Origin of the sequence: Blautia faecis (genome assembly GCF_020554845.1) — a bacterium.
Taxonomy (GTDB): domain Bacteria; phylum Bacillota; class Clostridia; order Lachnospirales; family Lachnospiraceae; genus Blautia_A; species Blautia_A faecis.
In genome coordinates, this window is record NZ_JAJCIA010000003.1 from 137,295 (window position 1) to 157,215 (window position 19,921).

A 19,921-nucleotide genomic window follows, 5' to 3' on the forward strand; every position below is an offset into this window, starting at 1 on the left:
AATTGAAAAACTGTTTAATGGCGAAAAAGCGGAATCTTGCAAGGCTATTAACAGTGTGATAAACTAAAGCGTGTCTGAAAAAGGCTTTCTGCAAAATAAGATATAATATTGCGGTTTCTGGACAAGAAGCTGTTTGGTACAAGAGGAGAAAATCGTATGCAGTATATTGAATTTGGAAAAGATAAAGATAAGGTATCTGAAATTGTTATGGGATTGATGAGGATTTCAGAGATGTCCACTGGTGAGGTCTTGGATTTGATTGAGACTGGTCTTGAAGAGGGGATTAATTTTCTGGATCTCGCAGACATTTATGGTGGCGGAAAATCAGAAGAAGTGATAGGAAAAGTGTTTACAGAGAATCCTTCTTTGCGTACTGAATTTTTTATTCAGTCAAAATGCGGAATCCGTTGTGATCCGGATTTTACCTATTTCGATTTTTCCAGAGATTATATTTTGGAGGCTGTAGATGGAATTCTGTCCAGACTTCATACAGATCATCTGGATAGCCTGCTTCTTCACAGACCAGATGCGCTTATGGAACCAGATGAAATTGCAGAGGCTTTTGACCGCCTTTATAAAGCTGGAAAAGTACGGAATTTTGGGGTTAGCAACATGACGCCTATGATGATGGAAATGCTAAACAGGGAAATACAGTTCCCAATTTGTGCAAACCAGATTCAGCTTAGCTGTGCCGTTACCCAGGTTTTTGACGCTGGTTTTCACATGGATATGCAGTGTGATAAGGGAATCATGCGAGATGGCGGTGGAGTACTGGAATACTGCCGTATGAAAAAGATCCCGGTTCAGGCGTGGTCTTCCCTTCAGTATGGATATTTTCAGGGAACTTTTCTTGGATCTGATAATTATCGGGAATTGAACACTGTGCTCAACAGAATTGCTTCTGAAAAGGTGGTCACTCCTATGGCTGTTGCCCTTGCCTGGATTCTCCGCTACCCTGGAGCAACTCAGGCTGTAATCGGCACTACAAAATCGACTCGTGTTCGTGAAGCAGCAAAAGCAACGGAAGTTAGGTTGAGTAAAAAAGAGTGGTACGAGATATACCTGGCAGCAGGAAATGATCTGCCATGATAAAGCAATTTTTGTGCATAATTATTGTGAATAAATGTTTTTGTAAAGAGTCGGAGTGATCCGGCTCTTTGTTTTGTTGCATAAATAGATGAAAAGTTTATAAAAATGGAAATTAGTATAGTAATTTTACGAGTGTTTTGATAAACTATAAGAAATAAAGGCAGAAAGAGGGTGACGTGGACTGAAGTTTACTTCACACATAAGATAAAAATGAAAAGACTTTTTTCAGAAATAAAAATACAGTCAGAAGAAATAATAAAGTACATGAGATGACTATACTGAATCTAAAGAAGGGAAATGCTCATGTCAAACACAAAACATGAAGATGCGATTATGAAAATGGGTTTTCGGTATTTTCGTGATCAGATACTGAAGATGCTGGGAATTGATTACGACTATGTAGATATCGGACCTACAGAGCTTGTGGAATTAACCATTCATTCCATGTTTATGGATTTTACGTTTCTGACGACAGAAGATTTTTATATCCATGTGGAGTTTCAGACCACAGATTCCGGGAAAGATGATCTGAGAAGATTCCATGCATATGAAGCTGTTTTTTCTCATGAAACAGGGAAAAAGGTGCTTACATATGTGATTTACTCTGGCGGCATTAAAAATGCCAGAGATACACTGGATTGTGGAACTTACTCATACAAAATATCTCCTATATTTTTGACACAGAAGAGCGCGGATGAAGTTTTTCACTATTTGCAGGAGAAGAGCAAAAAGGGAGAAGGCTTTACAGATGAGGACTATGCGAAGCTGTCATTAACCCCATTAATGAGCAGCGGACAAGGTAAGAAAGATACAATAAAAACAGCGATATTGCTTGCAAAACAGGATACCAGAGTAACCGCAGAAAAGACCGTAGCGATATTATATACAATGGCGGATAAGTTTTTGCAGGGAAGTGATTTGGAAGAGATAAAGGAGGTTGTAGCGATGACAAGATTAGGTCAGATGTTGTACGATGATGGATTAAAAGCTGGAAAAAGTGAAGGAAGAATAGAAGGAAGTGATAGAATGGCATCATTAACCAAGAAGCTTTTGGAAGCTGATAGAATGGCTGACTTGCAACTGGCGTTGGACGATCCTGGATATCGTGAAAAACTGATGGATGAATATGGAATAAAATAAAGTGAATTAAGCGAAGCGAAGAGTCGGAGAATTCCGACTCTTTGTTTCAAAAGAAATGAATTAAAAAGGAGCAGAATATGAGAAAACCACAAAATTTTCAATGGAAAGAAATAACCATGGGAACCTGTTATTATCCGGAGCATTGGAGCAGAGAATTATGGCAGGATGATTTACAGAGAATGAAGGCGGCAGGGATTACTGTGATCCGCGTGGCAGAGTTTGCCTGGAACAAAGTGGAGCCGGAGGAGAATGTTTTTGTATTTGATTTCTGGGATGAATTTCTGAAATTATGTAAACTGGAAGAAATGCAGGTGATTTTTGGAACACCTACAGCTACACCGCCGGCATGGCTTACGGAAAAATACCCGGAAGTTTTAAATTGCCGTCAAGATGGAGTTCCATATCGTCATGGAGCCAGAAGACATTACAATTACAATTCACCAAAATATAGAGAATTATCTGCAAGGATCGTAGAAAAGCTGGCGCAGCATTACGGCAAACATCCGGCAATTGTGGGATGGCAGATTGACAATGAACTGAATTGTGAGGTGGATGAATTTTATTCAGAGGCAGATTCTGTTGCCTTTCGTAATTTTGTGAAAGAAAAGTATAAAACTCTGGATAACCTCAACGAAGCATGGGGAACTGTTTTCTGGAATCAGACCTATACAGACTGGGAGCAGATTTATGTTCCGCGACCGGTGTTAAATAATGGTTGCAATCCACATCTCAGGCTGGATTATTACCGCTTTATTTCAGAAAGTACAATTTCTTTCTGTAAAATGCAGGCAGAAATAATCTCGAAATATAAGAAAGACGGAGACTATATCACCACAAATGGTATGTTCTGGAATCTGGATAATCACAAGATGGCAGAGGAATGCCTGGATGTTTATACATATGATTCCTATCCAAGTTTTGCATTTGGGTTGAACAGAGATCCGAAGACCGCGAAAGACCTGAATGACCGTCATTGGAGTAAAAATCTAACGGAAGTACGTTCCATATGTCCTCATTTTGGTATTATGGAACAGCAGTCTGGGGCAGGTGGATGGACTACAAGAATGGAAGGTCCGGCACCAAGACCTGGTCAGCTTACACTTTGGGCAATGCAGAGTGTAGCCCATGGCGCAGATTATATTTCTTTTTTCAGGTGGAGAACCTGTACTTTTAGTACAGAAATGTACTGGCATGGAATTTTGGATTATGACAATCGCGATAACCGTAAGCTGGCAGAGGTAAAAGACTTTTATAATAAATTAAAGTGTCTGGATGAAGTTTGCGGAGCGGATTATACAGCTGCATTTGGAGTATTAAAAGACTACGACAATATGTGGGATACGAATGTGGATGTATGGCATAGAAGGGTGGAAGCGCAGAGCTCAGAAGAAATCTTCATTGCTTCTGAAATTTATCACACCCCATATAATACGTTATATCTGAGCGAGGATACAGATATAAAGGAATTGCAGAAATATCCAGTGCTCATCTATGCACATCCTGTTATTATGACGGGAAAAAGAGCTGCTTTACTTAAAGAATATGTAGCAAATGGCGGAATCCTGATCATAGGCTGCCGTTCCGGATATAAGCAGGAAAATGGCAAATGTGTTATGCTTCCGCAGCCCGGACTTTTGCAGAAAATTACTGGTTCAGATGTGAGAGATTTTACATTCACAAGTCCAGCAGAGCCGTCTGTCACCGCCAACTGGGACGGTCAGACGATTGACATGCCAATATTTAACGACATTATGGAGCCTGTAGAGGAGGGAGAAACTCTGGCTTTCTACGACAATAGCTATTACGCAGGAAAACCAGCCGTAATCAGAAAGAATACAGGAAAGGGATATGCAATTCATTTTGGCAGTACTTTTTCCAGAGAAAGCATGAAGGTGCTGTTAGAATACACAGGAATTCTGGAACCATTCCAGGCTATGCTTGAAGCTCCACAGGAGGTGGAAGTCATTCAGCGTGTGAAAGGAAATAAGAAATACTTCTTTGTCCTGAACTATATGGGTTCAGAACAAAAAATTGTGCTGAAAAAGCAGATGCGGTCCTTATATGATAATGTAATTGCAAATGGTGAAATCTGCATGAAACCGTATGAGACAATAGTTTATGAAGTTTTGGAATGAAACAGGAAAATGTTTTTGAAAATATGAAATTAAATAAATTAGAAATAGTTAAACGAAGAGTCGGAGAAATCCGGCTCTTTGTTGTTTATAAGGTAGTGAGCCAAATTCATAGAACGCGTTTGATTTCAGTTTTTAAACGCGCCATGGTTAGGGGTTAGGTTATGAATAAAACAGGTTAATTCAACAGAAAAACAAGTCATATCCAATAATTGTCTTGCATACCTATTATTTAATCCAGTATAATGATTATATCAAAAATATTACAGGAGGGGGGTATGCAGATGAGGACACAATCGAAGAAACATAAGATAATCCGTACGGTTTTACTGGTGATTCTTTTGCTTCTGATAGTGGCTGCGGGTGGTTTTATTTCAGTGTATGAGGGGCGTTTTCAAACCATAAGCAGTATACAGAAAGTGACAGATTACGACGAGTATAATCTGTATCGCATGGATGTGAAATATGATTATGATCTGGATCGACTGATCGAATACGGCATAACAGATAACCAGAGCTTTGTTGATGCCATTGTGAAAGAGGCACTTCCTATCTTGCCAGTACATATTAAAGCACCGGATTTTGGCTGCAGTGCTTTTACCCTGCAGGAAGCAGACGGAAATGTGCTGATGGGCAGAAACTATGATTTCAAACGGGATACTTCCGCAATGCTGGTTTACTGTGAACCGAAGGGTGGTTACAAATCCGTGGCTTTCGCAGCATTGGATAATATCTCTGCAAATATTCCGGATGTGAGTATGAAGAAAAAGCTTGCCACATTAACAGCACCATTTATCTGCCTGGATGGCATGAATGAAAAAGGGGTATCTATTGCAGTCCTTACTTTGGACAGCGAACCGGTTCACCAGAATACAGGCAAGCCGGTGATCGGAACTACGCTTGTGATCCGTTTGATTCTGGACCGTGCGGCAACTACAGAAGAAGCCGTAGAGCTTCTGAATCAGTATGACATGTTTGCTACAAGCGGCAGAGATTATCATTTTTATATCACAGATGCTTCCGGTGATGGCAGAGTAGTGGAGTATGACTGTGAAAGTGAAACCAGAGAATTGGTTGCCACATCAATTCGCTCCATTACGAATTTCTTTGGACTCTATGAGGATAAAGTCCTTCCGAATCAGAAGAATGGCATTTACGGTCACGGAAAAGAGCGGTATGACAAAATGGAAGCTATTTTTGACTATGAGGAAGTTTACAACAGTGATGTTGCATGGGAGGCTTTGAAGGCCGCATCACAGGAGCCGTCAGAGGAGGAAGTTACCAGTAATACCCAGTGGTCTATTGTTTATGATGATACCAATCTCACCGCAGAGATTGCCCTTCGGAGAAACTGGGATGATGTGATCGGGTATAATCTGAAGGATAACGCGATTACACTAAAATAATAACATAGAGCCTGTTTCAAACATAATCCGGTAGTCTTAAAGGAAGAGAAAGACACGTGAACCAGAAGTTCAATATAAGGTTTTAAATGCCTCGTCAAAGGGAAGCTTCATCATTTCCCCGGCGGGGCATTTTGATTATTTGAAATACTAATCTTGTTACAGTGTTGACTGGAATGTTAGTGAAATTTGTCTATAAATTTGAAACAATATGTCAACTTAGTCTGAAAAATAACGCTTTAACACGTTAATTTTGATTGACTCCATAGTATATGCAGTGTATTATGAATTTATAATTGCTGTTTGCGGAGTGGATAAATGTATGGGGTATGCATAAGAAAAAAGTGTAAAACTCTTCAGGCAAAGCGAATAGTTTTTATAATCCATCTATCTAAAGGGGGAGTCATTTATGACGGGAAAGAGAAAAAGAAAACTGGCAATGCCAGACACCCTGATCATCGTAGCATCCGTTGTACTTCTGGTGGCGATTCTTTCATGGATCATTCCATCCGGAACCTACGATTATCAGGAAATGAACATCAATGGAAGAATTCGAAACGTAGCCATTGATGGAACTTATCACACAATTGATAAATCCGAAGTTACCACAACCGGATTCCTTGGATTTTTCAGTGTACTGTATCGAGGCTGCGTGGAGGCTGCTGATGTAATCTTCATGATCCTCTGCTGCTGCGGAACTTTCGGTGTTGTGGTGAAAACAGGTGCTTTCCATGCAGGAATCGGAACCATTTTAAAGAAACTGAAGGGAAAAGAAATTCTGCTTGTTCCAATCATTATGATGATCTTCGGACTGGGCGGTTCTGTGTTTGGTATGGCAAGTGAATTCTATGGATTTTATCCATTGATCGTAGGTCTGGGAGTTGCTCTTGGATATGATGCAATGTTCGGATTTGCCATTATTGCAGTTGGAGAGTTTGTTGGATTTATGGGAGCGACATTGAATCCATATTCTGTAGGAATTGCCCAGACAATTTCAGGTGTAGAGCTTTATTCCGGAACCGGATACCGTGCGATCTGCTTCGTGATCTTCATGGCAATTTCCATTATCTATGTAATGATTTACGGGCGGAAAATTAAGAAAAATCCAGGTGCATCCGTTGTATTTGGTGAAAAAAACATTCATGCCTTTGACAGAGATGAGTTAAATGAATACAGCTTTACCTTAAAAGACGGTCTGGTTCTTCTGGATGTTCTGGTAGTGCTGGTTGTTCTTATGCTGGGGCTGATCAAATGGGGATGGGATTTCCCGCAGCTTTGTGGCTTGTTCCTTCTTATGTCCATGATTGCTGCAGCAATCTGTAAGTGGTCTCCGAATAAATGGTGCAGTGAGTTTATTGACAGCGCCAAGACTGCAATGTGGGGATGTATCCTGACGGGTATTGCGAAAGCTATCACAGTTGTTATGCAGGACGCGCAGATTATGGATACTGTTATCTACGGCCTATCAAACGTGCTGAAAAATGCGCCTCATGCAGTTTCTGCACAGGTAATGCTTGTAGTACAGACGCTGATCAACTTCTTCATTCCGTCTGCAACCGGTCAGGCTTCTGCAACCATGCCGATCATGGCACAGCTGGCAGATATTATTGGTGTGAGCAGACAGACAGCAGTTCTTGCATTCCAGTTTGGCGACGGACTTTCCAATATTTTCTGGCCGACGGCAGATATCGTTATCATCTGTGGCCTGGGTGGAATTTCCCTGCAGAAATGGTATAAGTGGTTTACACCGCTGTTTCTGATCTTGTTTGTGACACAGGCGATTTTGTTGGGAATTGCAACTGGAATTGGGTTCTAGAGAGTGTTTGATTTTTAGAAATGGTATATCTAATGGAAAGAAAAGGAAATCTTATTAAACTTACAGACCTGTCCTCAGATTTTATCATTGATCTGAAATATGCCACGCCGGATAATTTCACCGGCGTGCAGGTGTACCAGTCAGCGGACTGCTGGCTGGATGAGCACACTGCGCAGATTCTGATAAAAGCGAAGGAAATTTTCGAAAAAGATGGCTATCGGGTGAAAATATGGGACGCTTATCGTCCCATTCGTGCACAGAAGCGGTTCTGGGAGATAATGCCAAATGATGACTTTATTGCCCGTCCGCCGGATATGACGAAAATTAAGAAATTCCGTCCTACTCATATGAACGGAATGTGTGTTGACGTCACACTGACTGATAAAGAAGGCAACGAAATCGAAATGCCATCTCCATTTGACACTATGGACGAACGCGCTGCTTTGAATTCTTCCGGTCATTCCGAAACCGGAAGAAGAAACGGCGAGTATTTGAAACAAGTAATGGAATCCGTAGGCTTCCAGGCATATGAGTGCGAATGGTGGCATTTTTATGATGTATCTACGGATCCGGCGCCGTTTTCGGATTATGAAATTTAATTTTTTGAACTACTAACGGGCAGCATAAGTGCAATTATGCTGCCTTTTTCATTACTTTCTAATACTTTTACTGAGCCACCGTGTTCCCGCGCAATGGAGTCAACCAGTGCCAGTCCCAGTCCGGCACCGCCCATAGCCCGGCTGCGGGACTTGTCTACACGGAAAAAAGGATCAAAGATTTTTTTCTGATTTTCAGGTGAAATGCCGATGCCGGTGTCCTTTACCAGGATCATGACCTGGCTGTTTTTTTCCTTCACTGAAACTGTGACAGAGCCATTGGGACGGTTATATTTAATGGCATTTTCTACAAGATTGTAGACTGCACGATAAAGAAGTACATAGCTGCCGGTGATATTGCGAATATTGTTATTAAGTGCAGATGCATCAGGCGTGTGGACATCAGTATGCCAATCCTGACTGGCGCTGTCATCAAAATGAATTGAAATCCCTGCTTTTTCTGCAACTGGGTCCAGATCGCAGAAAACTTCATCAACAAGCTCTTCCAGTGTAACCTGATCTGTTCGTGGAACAGATTTCAGATTCGTCATGTCAAGAAGGGTTCCCACCAGCTGGGAAAGCCTTGCTGTCTGTTCTTTAATCATGGTGAAAAGCTGTCGGTATTCAACCATTTCCGGTTCCTGCTTTTTCTCAAAAACTTCCAGGTTGGTCTGCAATACTGCAAGTGGTGTCCGCAGCTCATGAGCTGCATTTGCAGAAAACTGTTTCTGTGTACTGAAGGCATTGTCCAGCCTGGCCAGCATTTCATTGAAAGAGCTGGTCAGCTGTGCAATTTCATCCTTTGAATTGGGAACTGCCAGCTGGGTGGAAAGGTTCTGCGCCTGGATCTGACTGACTTCACTGGTTAGCTTCTGCAGCGGCGTAAGGGTCTTTTTTGTAAGAAAATAAGTACACACGCTGGAAAGAAGAATAATGATCGTGGTGGCAATAACACTTCGGAGAAGAAAATCCTCCTTGGTTTCCTGAATTTCCTGTTCAAACTGAGGAAAAAGAGCTTTGGGATCTACATTAAAGGTAATGGGTGAATCTCCATCCTGTGGATCCACCTTGATCATATAATTCTGCAATCCGTCCATTCCCGATACGGCAGAATGGCTGATGAAGAAGTACATAAGAACACAGGAGACAATCATCAGTAAGGACAGCAATAAAGTGAGTTTCAGCTGAAGTGAGGTGTGGAAACGTTTTTTTGTCATCTGTATTCCTCCAATATATAGCCCTGGCCAATTTTATTCTGAATAGGGTCAAATCCAATTGCAGCCTTTAGTTTTTTTCTCAGAGATGAAATGTGCACACGGATGGAATTGCTGAAGGTATTTACACTTCCATCCCAAATATGTTCAATCATTTCTTCCGGTGAAATCACCCGGTTCTGATGGAGCAGGAAATATTCCAGAAGGCTGCTTTCTTTTCTGGTAAGGGAAAGCGGCACTCCATTTACAGAAGCTTCTCTTGTTCTGGTATCAAAGGTAAGCTGATTCCATTTCAGGCATACATCCTCCTGAACAAATTTCCGCCGGGTAAGGCTTCGGATTCTGGCTTCCAGCTCCTGGAAGTGAAAGGGTTTGGTAAGATAATCATTGGCGCCCAGATCCAGACCGTTTACTTTATCTTCAATCTGATCCCGGGCAGACAGGATCAGAACCGGGGTATTCGTATTGTGTTCCCGGAACTGGCGGAGAATTTCCAGCCCGTCCGTGCCGGGAAGATTCAGATCCAGCAGAATCAGGTCATAATTTTCTGTCATACACAGGCAAAGCCCTTCGTCTCCATCGAAACAGATATCTGTTTCATAACCATCTATGCGAAGTCCCTCCGCAACAGAGCGGCAGAGCTGTTCTTCGTCTTCTATAATTAAAATGTGCATAACTGCTCCTTTCGTAATATGATTTTGCGCAGATCAGATACTCGCAAAAAAGAGAGTATTTATAATTTAAATATTATCATATTTTGAAAAAAATAAAAATCTTAACACAGATTTTATAGGAAAGATGTTAAAATACGTTCAGACAAATAAAAAACGCTGAAAGGAAAATTAAAAATGATGAATAAAAAAAGACTTATGGCAATTCTGGCAGCAGGAGTTCTGACAGCAACATCTTTCAATCCGGCTATGATCAAGGCTGAAAGCGTATCAGCAGAAGAAGCTGGCATGGCAGTTCCTGCAGATGCAGCAGGCATGAGCGTACCTGCGGATGCAGCTGGCGCAGCAGTTTCAGCAGATGAGGCCGGCGCAGCAGTATCAGCAGACGAAGCCGGCGCAGTGGTAGCCGGTGACGGTTCTGAGACAGCTGTTTTCTCTGAAGATGGCACACCTGTGAAAAAAACAGTAAAAGCAGCAGATATCAATATGAAGGTGCAGGATTCCTACGATTTCCCATTCCTTGGCTTAAAGGCAGTCCTTCCGGAAGAACTGAAGAAACAGATCGAAAACTCCGATATGCTTATGATCACAGAGGAAGAATGGAATGATGACAGTACTGGCTTCAAGTATGCCTTTTTTCACTGGAATAAGCTTACTGAGGAGCAGAAAAACGAAGATGTAAACCTTCTTGGAACCGGCTATGAGGACTGGCTCAAGAGCATCGAAAGAGTTGGTACACTTGGTGTTTACAGCAAGGACGTGATTGATGATCTGGATTCTATCACTGGCTGTAACGAGCACAAAGAGCTGGGAACAAGCGAGGATGGAAATTATAAGTACTATCTCAGCATTAATAAAGATGCAGAGTCTGACCTGACAGACGAGATCGAAAAAATTGAGACTACGATCACAGAAATGACAGCTTTTGATCCAAGCAAATCTGTATTTGATATGCCTGCAGAAAATGCCAACCCGGATGCAGGAAATGTAGGCGCATTTGAGACAACGGATATTGATGGAAATGCCTATACAGAAAAAGTATTCAGTGACTATGACCTGACTCTTGTAAACTGCTTTACAACCTGGTGCTCTCCGTGTGTAAATGAAATGCCAGACCTTGACAAGCTTTATCAGGAGATGAAGGAAAAGGGTGTGGGCGTAGTTGGAATGGTTATCGATTCTGTAGGCGAGGACGGAACTACAGATGAAGATACTGTGAAAAAAGCGCAGATTCTCAAGGAAAAAACAGGAGTTACCTATCCTCTTCTGATTCCGGATGCAGGAAACATGAATGGACGTATCAGCGGTCTCAGCAGCTTCCCGGAATCCTTCTTTGTAGATAAAGATGGAAACATTGTAGGAGATCCGATCATGGGCAGCAGAAATCTGGAAGACTGGAAAACAGCTGTAGAGGATGCACTGGAAAAAATTAATTCCGAAAAATAAAAAGTGGTTAGGGAATGTAGGATGAAAAATTATATAAATAAAATCACTCAGTCCAAATGGACAGGAATCGCCCTTGCAGCGGTGGGGATTCTGATGATGGCCTTTGGTATTTACCGGGGTGAAATGGAAGTTGTTTTTACAAAAGCTGTAAATATCTGTATGGAGTGTATTGGAATTGGATGATAAGAAAATGAACATAAAAAACTGGCCCAGACATACCATACAGGCACTCTGGGCGGCACTTACAAATTCCCATATATCCGGATTTGTAACTGGAAAAATATATACAGGAAAGCTGAAAAATGCCTGTGTTCCGGGACTGAACTGCTATTCATGTCCCGGGGCAGCAGGAGCCTGTCCCATTGGTTCCTTACAGGCTGTGGTTGGAAGCTGGAACTTTAAATTTGCCTACTACGTAATCGGATTTCTGATTTTTGTAGGTGCGATCCTGGGAAGGCTGGTGTGTGGTTTTCTCTGTCCGTTTGGACTGATCCAGGATCTGCTGAATAAGATTCCTTTTCCAAAGAAAATCCGTACTTTCAAAGGAGACAAACTTCTTCGAAAGCTGAAATATGTGATTTTTCTGGTGTTTGTAATTCTGCTTCCCCTGTTTCTCACAGATATAATGGGTCAGGGAGCTCCCTATTTCTGTAAGCTGATCTGTCCGGCCGGAACTTTGGAAGGTGGACTGCCGCTGGTACTTTTGAACAAGGCTATGCGCGGTGCCATTGGATGGCTGTACATATGGAAAAATACAATTCTGATCGTGACAATTGTTCTTTCCATTATCATTTACAGACCATTTTGCCGTTATATTTGTCCGCTTGGCGCATTTTATTCCGTATTCAATAAGGTTTCCATTTACCGCTACCGTGTAGATATGGAAAAATGCGTTCACTGTGGAAAATGTGCAAAGGCTTGCCAGATGGTGGTCAACCCTGTGGAAAACCCCAACAGTCCGGAATGTATCCGTTGCGGACGGTGTAAGCAGGCATGTCCGGTACACGCCATTGCGAGTGGGTGCAAGAGATAACAGGAATGTTTTTACCATTTTTATGGGGATTAACTTTATGTATGTTTTATAAGTAAAAAAGCTTACTGCGATTTAGACATTGAAAAAATAAATGTCTAAGTTGTAGTAAGCTTTTATTGTTTATGGTGTCAGGAAATACTCTCGATTACATTACGGAGATAATTGTAGCAGATCTTAAGATTTTTCTCACCCTCTTTATCCAGCGGAATCTGCAGTGTGCGTTCCACGCCATTTCGTGAAATAACGCATGGAAGGCTCATTGCGATTCCTTCTAATCCGTATTCCCCTTCCAGAACAACGGAAGCCGGTACAACGGCACGTTCATTTCGCATAATGGCTCCTACAAGACGGCAGACGCTGAGGGCGATGCCGGAGCTTGTGTAGCCCTTCAATTCTACAATGTCCAGACCGCTGACCTTCACCTCGTGAAGCAGCTTTTCACAGTCAACAGGCTCTTTCAGACCAAACTGTTTCTGAAAATCATGGAAAGGAATTCCTACAATATTAACCGCATTCCATGGAATAAAGCTTGTGCCGCCGTGTTCGCCCAGAACGAATCCGGTGACATTTTTTGCATCTACACCGCACAGGTCGGCAAGCATTTTATTGAAGCGGGCGGTGTCCAGAAGAGTACCGGTACCGATCAGAAGATTTCGGGGATAGTTGAATTCCTTCTGTGCAATATAAGTAAGAATGTCCATTGGATTTGAAACATTGATAATAATGGCAGAACGGGTGTAAGTGGTGATCTGTGTCATGATCTCCTTCATCACCTGTACATTGGTCTGCAGTAGCACCATGCGGTCACGGGAGTTACCTGGCTGAATGCTGGGACCTGCGGTGTTGATGATAATTTGGGCGTCTTTACAGTCCTCGTAGGTACCCACCCGGATGTTTGCGTTGGCACTGTATGCAAAGGCGGTGGTGTGGCTGGCATCCAGTACGACTCCCAATGCTTTTTTTTGATTTCTGTTTATGACAACGATCTCATCTGCAAGATTCATTCGCAGAAGAGAGTCCAGAATTGCAGATCCCACATGACCTGCGCCGATCAGAACAATTTTTCCATAACTTATATTTTCCATGATGTCAGGCTCCTTTAGAAATGTAAACTTTCATATATAGTGATGTCACCGATAGACGACATGTCTGTTTTGTGAATAAGAATAGCACTTGTGTGCTGCAGAAACAAGAGAATTTTTAATTGCACTGTAAAAAATACGGAGTGACAAAAATGAAAACGATTTTCATATTGACTTTGAAAAAGAATCTGCTATAATATGAAAATGATTTTCAAATTGGAGGCGCGGGAAATGAGCGAAAAAGCACAATATCGTACCAGACAGATTACAGAGCTGGAGAATTATCTGTGCTCTATGGAAGGAAAACATGTTACAGTCAGCGATATATGCAAATACTTTAAAAGTCAGGGGATTTCTATCGGAACCACAACGGTGTACCGCCAGCTTGATCGGATGGTGGAGCAGGGACTGGTTGCCAAATATGTGGTAGACGGCACCAGCAGTGCATGCTTCGAGTATCTGGGACATGATGAGCATTGTCATAAGCATATATGCTTTCATTGCAAATGCGAGAAGTGTGGAAAGGTGATTCATCTGGAATGCGGGGAAATGACACATCTGGGCGAGCATATGCTGGCAGACCATGGATTTCAGTGGGATTTTACCAGGACGGTGTTTTATGGAATCTGTGAGGAGTGTAGAGGAAAATAATGAGGTTGAACATGCACAAATTAAAAAATAAATTCAAAAGGCTATTTATGTCAGCTGCCACAATAGGTACTGCCTGCCTTCTTGCAGGCTGCGGTGCAGGTGCGGCAGCAGGAACTGACAATTCCAGTGTAACAGAAAGCCAGAGCGGGGTAAATGGCAGCGAACAGGAAAATGCCAGCTCAGATAGTCAGAAGCTTCAGATTGTAGCCACTATTTTTCCAGAATACGACTGGGTAAAGGAAATCCTGGGCGACCAGGCTGATAATGTTGATCTTACCCTGCTTTTGGGTAACGGAACAGACATGCATAGTTTCCAGCCTACCATGGAAGATATTTTGAAAGTATCCACCTGTGACCTGTTTATTTATGTAGGCGGTGAGTCTGATTCCTGGGTTGCCGATGCATTGAAGGGCGCCGGAAACCCAGACCGAAAAGCAATCAACCTGATGGACGTGTTGGGAGACCAGGTGAAGGAGGAAGAGATTGTAGAGGGGATGCAGGATGAAGATGGTCACACTCACGAAGAAGAGCATACCCACGATGATGAGCTGGAATACGATGAGCATGTCTGGCTGTCTTTGAAAAATGCGTCTCTATTCTGCGACACCATTGCCAGTAGTCTTGCTGATGCTGATCCGGAGCATTCCCGGCTTTATCAGCAGAACGCCGAGGCTTACGAAGAAAAACTGGCAGCTCTCGATCAGGAATACCAGACATCAGTGGAGAAATCCCAGTCCAAAACCCTGCTTTTTGCGGATCGTTTCCCGTTCCGCTATTTAATTGACGATTATAATCTTACTTACTACGCTGCATTTGCCGGCTGTTCCGCAGAAACAGATGCCAGCTTCGAGACCATTACATTTCTGGCTGGCAAGCTGGATGAGCTGAACCTTCCGGCTGTTCTCACTATCGAGAATTCCGATCAGAAAGTGGCGAAAGCAGTGATTGAAAATACAAACACTAAGGATCAGAAGATTTTGACATTAAATTCCATGCAGTCCGTAACAACAAAGGATGTGGAAGAGGGAACCACATACCTTTCCATCATGGAAAATAATCTCCAGATTCTGAAGGAGGCATTATGAGTCTGATTACTTGTGAGAACCTTACATTGGGATATGAAGGAAAAGCGATTTTGTCCGGGCTGAATTTCAGCGTAAATTCCGGTGATTACCTTTGTATCGTAGGAGAAAACGGCTCTGGGAAATCCACACTGATGAAAACCCTTCTTCATCTTCAGAGCCCTATGAGCGGCAGCATCATTCTGGGAGACGATTTAAAAATCAACGAGATTGGCTATCTGCCACAGCAGACTGCGCTTCAGAGAGACTTCCCTGCTTCGGTAGATGAAATTGTGATGTCTGGTTTCCTGGGAAGAATGGGGCTTCGTCCTTTTTACAATAAAGCAGAGAAAAAAGAAGCCTACGAATTGATGGAGAAAACCAGGATCACGGATCTGGCTGACCGTTGTTATCGCCAGTTGTCCGGCGGGCAGCAGCAGAGAGTGCTTCTGACCAGAGCTCTCTGCGCCACAAGGAAAATCCTCCTTCTGGATGAGCCTGTTTCTGGCCTGGATCCGGTTGCAACTGCGGATATGTACCAGATTATCAACGAATTAAATAAAGAAGATCGAGTAACCATCATCATGATTTCTCACGATATCGGTGAAGTAGCAACTTATGCAAGTCATGTGCTGCATATTGGGCAGAAGGTTTTCTTCGGAACAAAAGAGGAATATCTGGAAAGCAAGATTGGAAAGCGGCTTGTGGATGCTGGAGAGGAGGGAAAAGCATGAGCGGAATTTTTGAAAAACTGGCATTTTATTTCCAGTATCCATTTGTGTGGTATGCTTTGATCGTAGGCGTGCTTATTGCACTTTGCTCCTCTCTTCTGGGGGTAACGCTGGTGCTGAAGCGGTTTTCCTTTATTGGGGATGGACTGTCCCATGTGGCATTCGGCGCTATGGCCGTTGCGTCGGTGCTGAATTTCAGCAACAATATGCTGTTCGTTATGCCGGTAACTGTGATCTGTGCGGTGCTGCTTCTTCGTACAGGACAGAGTACAAAGATCAAAGGAGATGCGGCAATCGCTATGATTTCGGTTGGAGCCCTGGCAGTTGGCTATCTGCTGATGAATGTTTTTTCCACAGGTTCTAATATTTCCGGAGATGTGTGCAGCAGCCTGTTTGGTTCTACGTCAATCCTGACCCTGACCACATCTGAGGTGTGGCTGTGCGTAGTGGTGTCTGTTATTGTTGTGGCACTGTTTACAGTATTTTATCATAAGATATTTGCGGTTACCTTTGATGAAAATTTTGCAAAAGCTACTGGAACCAGGACAGATATGTACAATCTTCTGATTGCGGTGATCACAGCAGTGATCATTGTACTGGCTATGAATCTGGTGGGGTCCCTGTTGATCTCAGCTCTGATCATTTTCCCGGCACTGTCGGCAATGAGAATCTATAAACGATTCAGCGCAGTAATTATCTGTTCGGCGATTTTATCTGTGTTGTGTGCATTTCTTGGAATTATTGTTTCCATCCTGGGCGGAACGCCGGTAGGGTCTACTATTGTGGCTGTAGATATTGCGGCGTTTCTGGTGACAAGCCTGATTGGGAAGCTTTTAGAGAGATAGAATATGGTATAGAGCGGTAGAGTGTGTCTGAAAAATCAGACAAGTTAATATGGCAGTTACTTAATATTCGATGTATAGGGCGTTCTTGTAAGTGGTTCAGCTTGCAGGGAACGCCTTTTTTATGTAATAGGAAATTCTGTTGGAATTGCCTATTACATGAAAAAACCTACTGGATAGGAACGCGTTACGTCGGAAAGGGTAGCTGTCGCTCGGGGTGACCTGTCGCAGGCGGAGAATCCTGCAAGCTGGATTCTTTTTATATAAGCAATGAGAAAAATACTAACCAGAGTATAGTGCTTTTTCCTGGGTAAATTTCTTATAATATAGTTACAGCAGAATGATACAGTTGTAGAAAAAATTTCTGGTTACTGTTTTGTATCTGGCTGCAAAGTTAAAACTATATTTTTCAGAAAAATTATATGATTCAGGGAGGGTGCTTATGAAAAGAAAAATAATTGCTGCAGTATTTACCGGAATGTTAACCGCCGCATTGTTTCCTGCTATTGCCCATGCAGAAATCGAAAATCCGGAGGACTATATGGGCATCTGGTATGCCAATTATGTAATATATTCCGACGAAAGCAGCGAACGCCACAATGTAGCGGAATATTTGAACCAATACTTGGAAATGAGGCTGATGGAAGACGGAAGTGCTTACATGGAAATGTCCTACAATAGTGAGGAGTCAGACTCGGCAGAAATTCTGAAGGTCTCATGGAAGCTGGAGGGCGGGAAAATACTTGTTTCCCTGGAGGAAGGAGACATTTATCTTGATACAGTGGACGGAGAGTTTGTGGGGAGCTTAGATGAGGATACCCAGGTGATTTTTGGACGTGAACTGGTGCAGACAGGAGAAGCTCAGAGCCTGGATAATCTGGACGATCTGGAAGATAGTGAAAAAGCTAAGATTCCAAAGGAGAATCCCTACATTTATCATCCGGAAACAGACAATCCGGAGGAGATCATTGCCCGCTATCTTGGGGCTGCGAATTTGGAAAAAGGTTATGAAGTTTCCGTGGATGAAGACAATGGAACCTTTACAGCTCATTGGGCAGGAGATGAATATTATGATCCCAGGGACTATGTTGGAAGCTACCGAATAACGGATGATAACTATATCAACATTTGCTGGAGAGAGGCCACCAGTGAGTATGGCGATAAATGCTATGGTGCGGTTCTGGTAGACCGCTGGAACCAGTTTACGATAAATGAAGATCTTGGAAATCTGTCCGAAGTTATGACAGCTATGGCAAACGACATAAACAGCGGACGTGTTTTCACAGCCTACAGGACAGAAATCACAGAAGGCTCTGAAAACCAGGGTGCTGTGAAATTTATAGATGAGGATTACGAAGTTTCCTATAGCTACCAGATCATTCCGGGTGCAGATCCTATGGTGACACTTACCAGGTATGATTCGGAATATGATTATGAACAGGTGTATACAAATTATCAGCTGAGGGAAATGCTGTAGGAAAATGTGAAAAAAATGTGAAATTAGCACTCACCTATTGACAGTGCTAATAACAAGTGCTATATTACAACTAGAACAAAGGAAGGGGATAAAAAGAAAGCAAAAGCAAAAGGCTTTATGAATTCCCTACCACCCGAGTTCCAAGAAACAAGGTAAACAGCATATATAAAAAGGAGAGATGACTTATGTTAATGCCTAGTATTTTTGGAGAGAACTTATTTGATGATTTCTTTAATGATTTTCCATTCTATTATGATGATAAAGCAATGAAAGATACCGAGAAGAAGCTTTATGGCAAGAGAGCCAGCCACGTTATGAAGACTGATATTAAGGAAATGGATAACGGTTATCAGCTGGTAGTTGATCTTCCAGGATTTACCAAAGATGAGATTAAGGCTTCCCTGGAGAATGGCTATCTGACCATCAGCGCTGAGAAGGGTCTGGACAAAGATGAGCAGGAGAAAGAATCCGGTCATTACATCCGCAGGGAGCGTTACGCAGGAGCCTGCAGCAGAAGCTTTTATGTAGGCGAGGACGTTCAGCAGGAGGATATTAAGGCTGAGTTTAAACATGGCATTCTGAAACTGTTTGTTCCGAAGAAAGAAGCGAAACCAGCAGTGGAAGAGAAGAAACACATTGCCATCGAAGGATAACTTTTCCCCTTTCAGAAGCACATTCTGAGAGAATAGCATAATTAAGAAGTAAGATGCCGCAGAATCACGGAAAATGGTGGTTCTGTGGCATCTTTTTTTACATTTGTTCGCTATTTTTCTGTCTTGACAATGCCTGTTGATTTAGCTATAATGGTGAAACTGTGAATATCCTAGTGAATTTGTACCCTTTTGGGTAATGAAATGTCTGCTTCTGCAGGCATTACCAATTATAAAAGTGGACTGTTTGGCGCATGAATATTATCTGTCGTTGGTATATTTCTGCTGCTTTTTGTTCAGGACTTTTATAGTAATGGAATTTTCCGGGAGAAACAGCATATAAGAAATGTATGATACGGGGCGACAAGCCGCCGGAATGAAAGGGAGTAAGGCTATAATGGAAGAAAAGAAGAACTTACTAACCTATGCAGGACTTAAAAAACTGGAAGAAGAGCTGCATGATTTAAAGGTAGTAAAAAGAAAAGAAGTAGCAGGTAAGATCAAAGAGGCAAGAGAGCAGGGAGACCTGTCCGAGAATGCAGAGTACGATGCAGCTAAAGATGAGCAGAGAGATATCGAAGCGCGTATTGAAGAAATTGAGAAAATCCTGAAGAACGCTGAGGTTGTAGTTGAGGACGAAGTCGATCTTGACAAGATCAGTGTAGGATGTAAAGTAAGAGTACATGACTTCGAGTTTGACGAAGATATAGAACTGAAGCTGGTTGGCTCCACAGAGGCAAACAGCCTGGAAGGCAAGATTTCTAATGAATCTCCTGTAGGAAAGGCTCTTATGGGCGCACACACAGGTGATATTGTAGAAGTAGAGCTGCCATCCGGTATCATGAAGTATAAAGTGCTGGAAATCCAGCGTAATATTTAAGGAGGCA

At 42.4% G+C, this 19,921-nt stretch carries 19 protein-coding genes; 16 read left to right on the top strand and 3 right to left on the bottom strand.

Translation table 11 applies throughout. The annotated features are described in order from the left end of the window. Positions 1-156: 156 nt before the first annotated feature. The 6 genes from LIZ66_RS02710 (at position 157) to LIZ66_RS02735 (ending at position 8,179) form a co-directional block, all read left to right on the top strand. Positions 157-1,089: an aldo/keto reductase gene (locus tag LIZ66_RS02710; protein WP_173769134.1), complete on the top strand. Its 933-nt coding sequence runs from the start codon at positions 157-159 to the stop codon at positions 1,087-1,089. Positions 1,090-1,392: 303 nt separating this feature from the next. Further along, positions 1,393-2,229, top strand: a complete 837-nt coding sequence (locus tag LIZ66_RS02715) for an RpnC/YadD family protein (protein WP_173769133.1) — start codon at positions 1,393-1,395, stop codon at positions 2,227-2,229. 77 nt (positions 2,230-2,306) lie between these two features. After that, entirely contained in the window at positions 2,307-4,364 is a 2,058-nt protein-coding gene (locus LIZ66_RS02720; protein WP_227200100.1) for a beta-galactosidase, read from the top strand. A 275-nt stretch (positions 4,365-4,639) separates the two neighbouring features. Next, positions 4,640-5,767 carry a linear amide C-N hydrolase gene (locus LIZ66_RS02725; protein WP_227200098.1) on the top strand — a complete coding sequence of 376 codons (1,128 nt, stop codon included), beginning with the start codon at positions 4,640-4,642 and terminating at the stop codon, positions 5,765-5,767. Between the two features lie 406 nt (positions 5,768-6,173). After that, a complete protein-coding gene (locus LIZ66_RS02730; protein ID WP_195699265.1) occupies positions 6,174-7,580 on the top strand; it encodes a YfcC family protein in 1,407 nt (468 codons plus the stop codon). A gap of 32 nt (positions 7,581-7,612) precedes the next feature. Continuing rightward, on the top strand, positions 7,613-8,179 hold the full coding sequence (locus tag LIZ66_RS02735) for a M15 family metallopeptidase (protein ID WP_118577703.1): 567 nt from the start codon (positions 7,613-7,615) through the stop codon (positions 8,177-8,179). Here LIZ66_RS02735 and LIZ66_RS02740 read toward each other — a convergent pair. Then, positions 8,176-9,393 (bottom strand): HAMP domain-containing sensor histidine kinase, encoded by a 1,218-nt coding sequence (locus LIZ66_RS02740; RefSeq protein WP_227200096.1) that lies wholly within the window; start codon positions 9,391-9,393, stop codon positions 8,176-8,178. The two genes, LIZ66_RS02735 and LIZ66_RS02740, sit on opposite strands and share 4 nt — an antisense overlap. Then, positions 9,390-10,064: a response regulator transcription factor gene (locus LIZ66_RS02745; RefSeq protein ID WP_173716471.1), complete on the bottom strand. Its 675-nt coding sequence runs from the start codon at positions 10,062-10,064 to the stop codon at positions 9,390-9,392. Before LIZ66_RS02745 ends, LIZ66_RS02740 begins: the two co-directional genes overlap by 4 nt. Positions 10,065-10,238: 174 nt before the next feature. Here LIZ66_RS02745 and LIZ66_RS02750 point away from each other — a divergent pair, with 174 nt between their 5' ends. Genes LIZ66_RS02750 through LIZ66_RS02760 form a run of 3 tightly spaced genes read left to right on the top strand, consistent with a single transcriptional unit; the run spans position 10,239 to position 12,540 of the window. Then, the gene (locus LIZ66_RS02750) at positions 10,239-11,507 is read left to right on the top strand and encodes a TlpA family protein disulfide reductase (RefSeq protein ID WP_173716474.1); all 1,269 of its coding nucleotides are present in this window, start codon (positions 10,239-10,241) and stop codon (positions 11,505-11,507) included. A gap of 21 nt (positions 11,508-11,528) precedes the next feature. Next, a complete protein-coding gene (locus LIZ66_RS02755; RefSeq protein WP_148461398.1) occupies positions 11,529-11,690 on the top strand; it encodes a CD1871A family CXXC motif-containing protein in 162 nt (53 codons plus the stop codon). A 7-nt stretch (positions 11,691-11,697) separates the two neighbouring features. Continuing rightward, entirely contained in the window at positions 11,698-12,540 is an 843-nt protein-coding gene (locus LIZ66_RS02760; RefSeq protein ID WP_118577806.1) for a 4Fe-4S binding protein, read from the top strand. 128 nt (positions 12,541-12,668) lie between these two features. On the opposite strand, the gene LIZ66_RS02765 is transcribed toward LIZ66_RS02760, so the two are convergent. After that, positions 12,669-13,625, bottom strand: coding sequence for an L-lactate dehydrogenase (locus LIZ66_RS02765; protein ID WP_227200093.1), 957 nt, complete (start codon positions 13,623-13,625; stop codon positions 12,669-12,671). Between the two features lie 228 nt (positions 13,626-13,853). Between LIZ66_RS02765 and LIZ66_RS02770 the strand changes: the two genes are divergently transcribed. The 7 genes from LIZ66_RS02770 to greA all read left to right on the top strand — a co-directional run bounded on the left by LIZ66_RS02770 (position 13,854) and on the right by greA (position 19,914). Next, a complete protein-coding gene (locus tag LIZ66_RS02770) occupies positions 13,854-14,273 on the top strand; it encodes a Fur family transcriptional regulator (RefSeq protein WP_173716476.1) in 420 nt (139 codons plus the stop codon). 11 nt (positions 14,274-14,284) lie between these two features. Further along, complete coding sequence (locus LIZ66_RS02775; RefSeq protein ID WP_227200090.1) at positions 14,285-15,358, top strand: metal ABC transporter substrate-binding protein; 1,074 nt, start codon at positions 14,285-14,287, stop codon at positions 15,356-15,358. Then, positions 15,355-16,068: a metal ABC transporter ATP-binding protein gene (locus LIZ66_RS02780; protein WP_227200088.1), complete on the top strand. Its 714-nt coding sequence runs from the start codon at positions 15,355-15,357 to the stop codon at positions 16,066-16,068. Before LIZ66_RS02775 ends, LIZ66_RS02780 begins: the two co-directional genes overlap by 4 nt. Continuing rightward, positions 16,065-16,910, top strand: a complete 846-nt coding sequence (locus LIZ66_RS02785; RefSeq protein WP_187565310.1) for a metal ABC transporter permease — start codon at positions 16,065-16,067, stop codon at positions 16,908-16,910. Before LIZ66_RS02780 ends, LIZ66_RS02785 begins: the two co-directional genes overlap by 4 nt. A gap of 439 nt (positions 16,911-17,349) precedes the next feature. After that, complete coding sequence (locus LIZ66_RS02790; RefSeq protein WP_227200086.1) at positions 17,350-18,384, top strand: hypothetical protein; 1,035 nt, start codon at positions 17,350-17,352, stop codon at positions 18,382-18,384. A 185-nt stretch (positions 18,385-18,569) separates the two neighbouring features. Further along, entirely contained in the window at positions 18,570-19,037 is a 468-nt protein-coding gene (locus LIZ66_RS02795; protein ID WP_148461412.1) for an Hsp20/alpha crystallin family protein, read from the top strand. Positions 19,038-19,431: 394 nt separating this feature from the next. Then, positions 19,432-19,914 (top strand): transcription elongation factor GreA, encoded by a 483-nt coding sequence (greA, locus tag LIZ66_RS02800; protein ID WP_148461413.1) that lies wholly within the window; start codon positions 19,432-19,434, stop codon positions 19,912-19,914. The last annotated feature ends 7 nt before the right edge of the window (positions 19,915-19,921 follow it).

Bases quoted from the DNA above. Each gene is read 5' to 3' on its own strand.
- LIZ66_RS02710 (WP_173769134.1), top strand. From the start codon at position 157: ATGCAGTATATTGAATTTGGAAAAGATAAAGATAAGGTATCTGAAATT.
- LIZ66_RS02715 (WP_173769133.1), top strand. From the start codon at position 1,393: ATGTCAAACACAAAACATGAAGATGCGATTATGAAAATGGGTTTTCGG.
- LIZ66_RS02720 (WP_227200100.1), top strand. From the start codon at position 2,307: ATGAGAAAACCACAAAATTTTCAATGGAAAGAAATAACCATGGGAACC.
- LIZ66_RS02725 (WP_227200098.1), top strand. From the start codon at position 4,640: ATGCAGATGAGGACACAATCGAAGAAACATAAGATAATCCGTACGGTT.
- LIZ66_RS02730 (WP_195699265.1), top strand. From the start codon at position 6,174: ATGACGGGAAAGAGAAAAAGAAAACTGGCAATGCCAGACACCCTGATC.
- LIZ66_RS02735 (WP_118577703.1), top strand. From the start codon at position 7,613: ATGGAAAGAAAAGGAAATCTTATTAAACTTACAGACCTGTCCTCAGAT.
- LIZ66_RS02740 (WP_227200096.1), bottom strand. From the start codon at position 9,393: ATGACAAAAAAACGTTTCCACACCTCACTTCAGCTGAAACTCACTTTA.
- LIZ66_RS02745 (WP_173716471.1), bottom strand. From the start codon at position 10,064: ATGCACATTTTAATTATAGAAGACGAAGAACAGCTCTGCCGCTCTGTT.
- LIZ66_RS02750 (WP_173716474.1), top strand. From the start codon at position 10,239: ATGATGAATAAAAAAAGACTTATGGCAATTCTGGCAGCAGGAGTTCTG.
- LIZ66_RS02755 (WP_148461398.1), top strand. From the start codon at position 11,529: ATGAAAAATTATATAAATAAAATCACTCAGTCCAAATGGACAGGAATC.
- LIZ66_RS02760 (WP_118577806.1), top strand. From the start codon at position 11,698: ATGAACATAAAAAACTGGCCCAGACATACCATACAGGCACTCTGGGCG.
- LIZ66_RS02765 (WP_227200093.1), bottom strand. From the start codon at position 13,625: ATGGAAAATATAAGTTATGGAAAAATTGTTCTGATCGGCGCAGGTCAT.
- LIZ66_RS02770 (WP_173716476.1), top strand. From the start codon at position 13,854: ATGAGCGAAAAAGCACAATATCGTACCAGACAGATTACAGAGCTGGAG.
- LIZ66_RS02775 (WP_227200090.1), top strand. From the start codon at position 14,285: ATGCACAAATTAAAAAATAAATTCAAAAGGCTATTTATGTCAGCTGCC.
- LIZ66_RS02780 (WP_227200088.1), top strand. From the start codon at position 15,355: ATGAGTCTGATTACTTGTGAGAACCTTACATTGGGATATGAAGGAAAA.
- LIZ66_RS02785 (WP_187565310.1), top strand. From the start codon at position 16,065: ATGAGCGGAATTTTTGAAAAACTGGCATTTTATTTCCAGTATCCATTT.
- LIZ66_RS02790 (WP_227200086.1), top strand. From the start codon at position 17,350: ATGAAAAGAAAAATAATTGCTGCAGTATTTACCGGAATGTTAACCGCC.
- LIZ66_RS02795 (WP_148461412.1), top strand. From the start codon at position 18,570: ATGTTAATGCCTAGTATTTTTGGAGAGAACTTATTTGATGATTTCTTT.
- greA (WP_148461413.1), top strand. From the start codon at position 19,432: ATGGAAGAAAAGAAGAACTTACTAACCTATGCAGGACTTAAAAAACTG.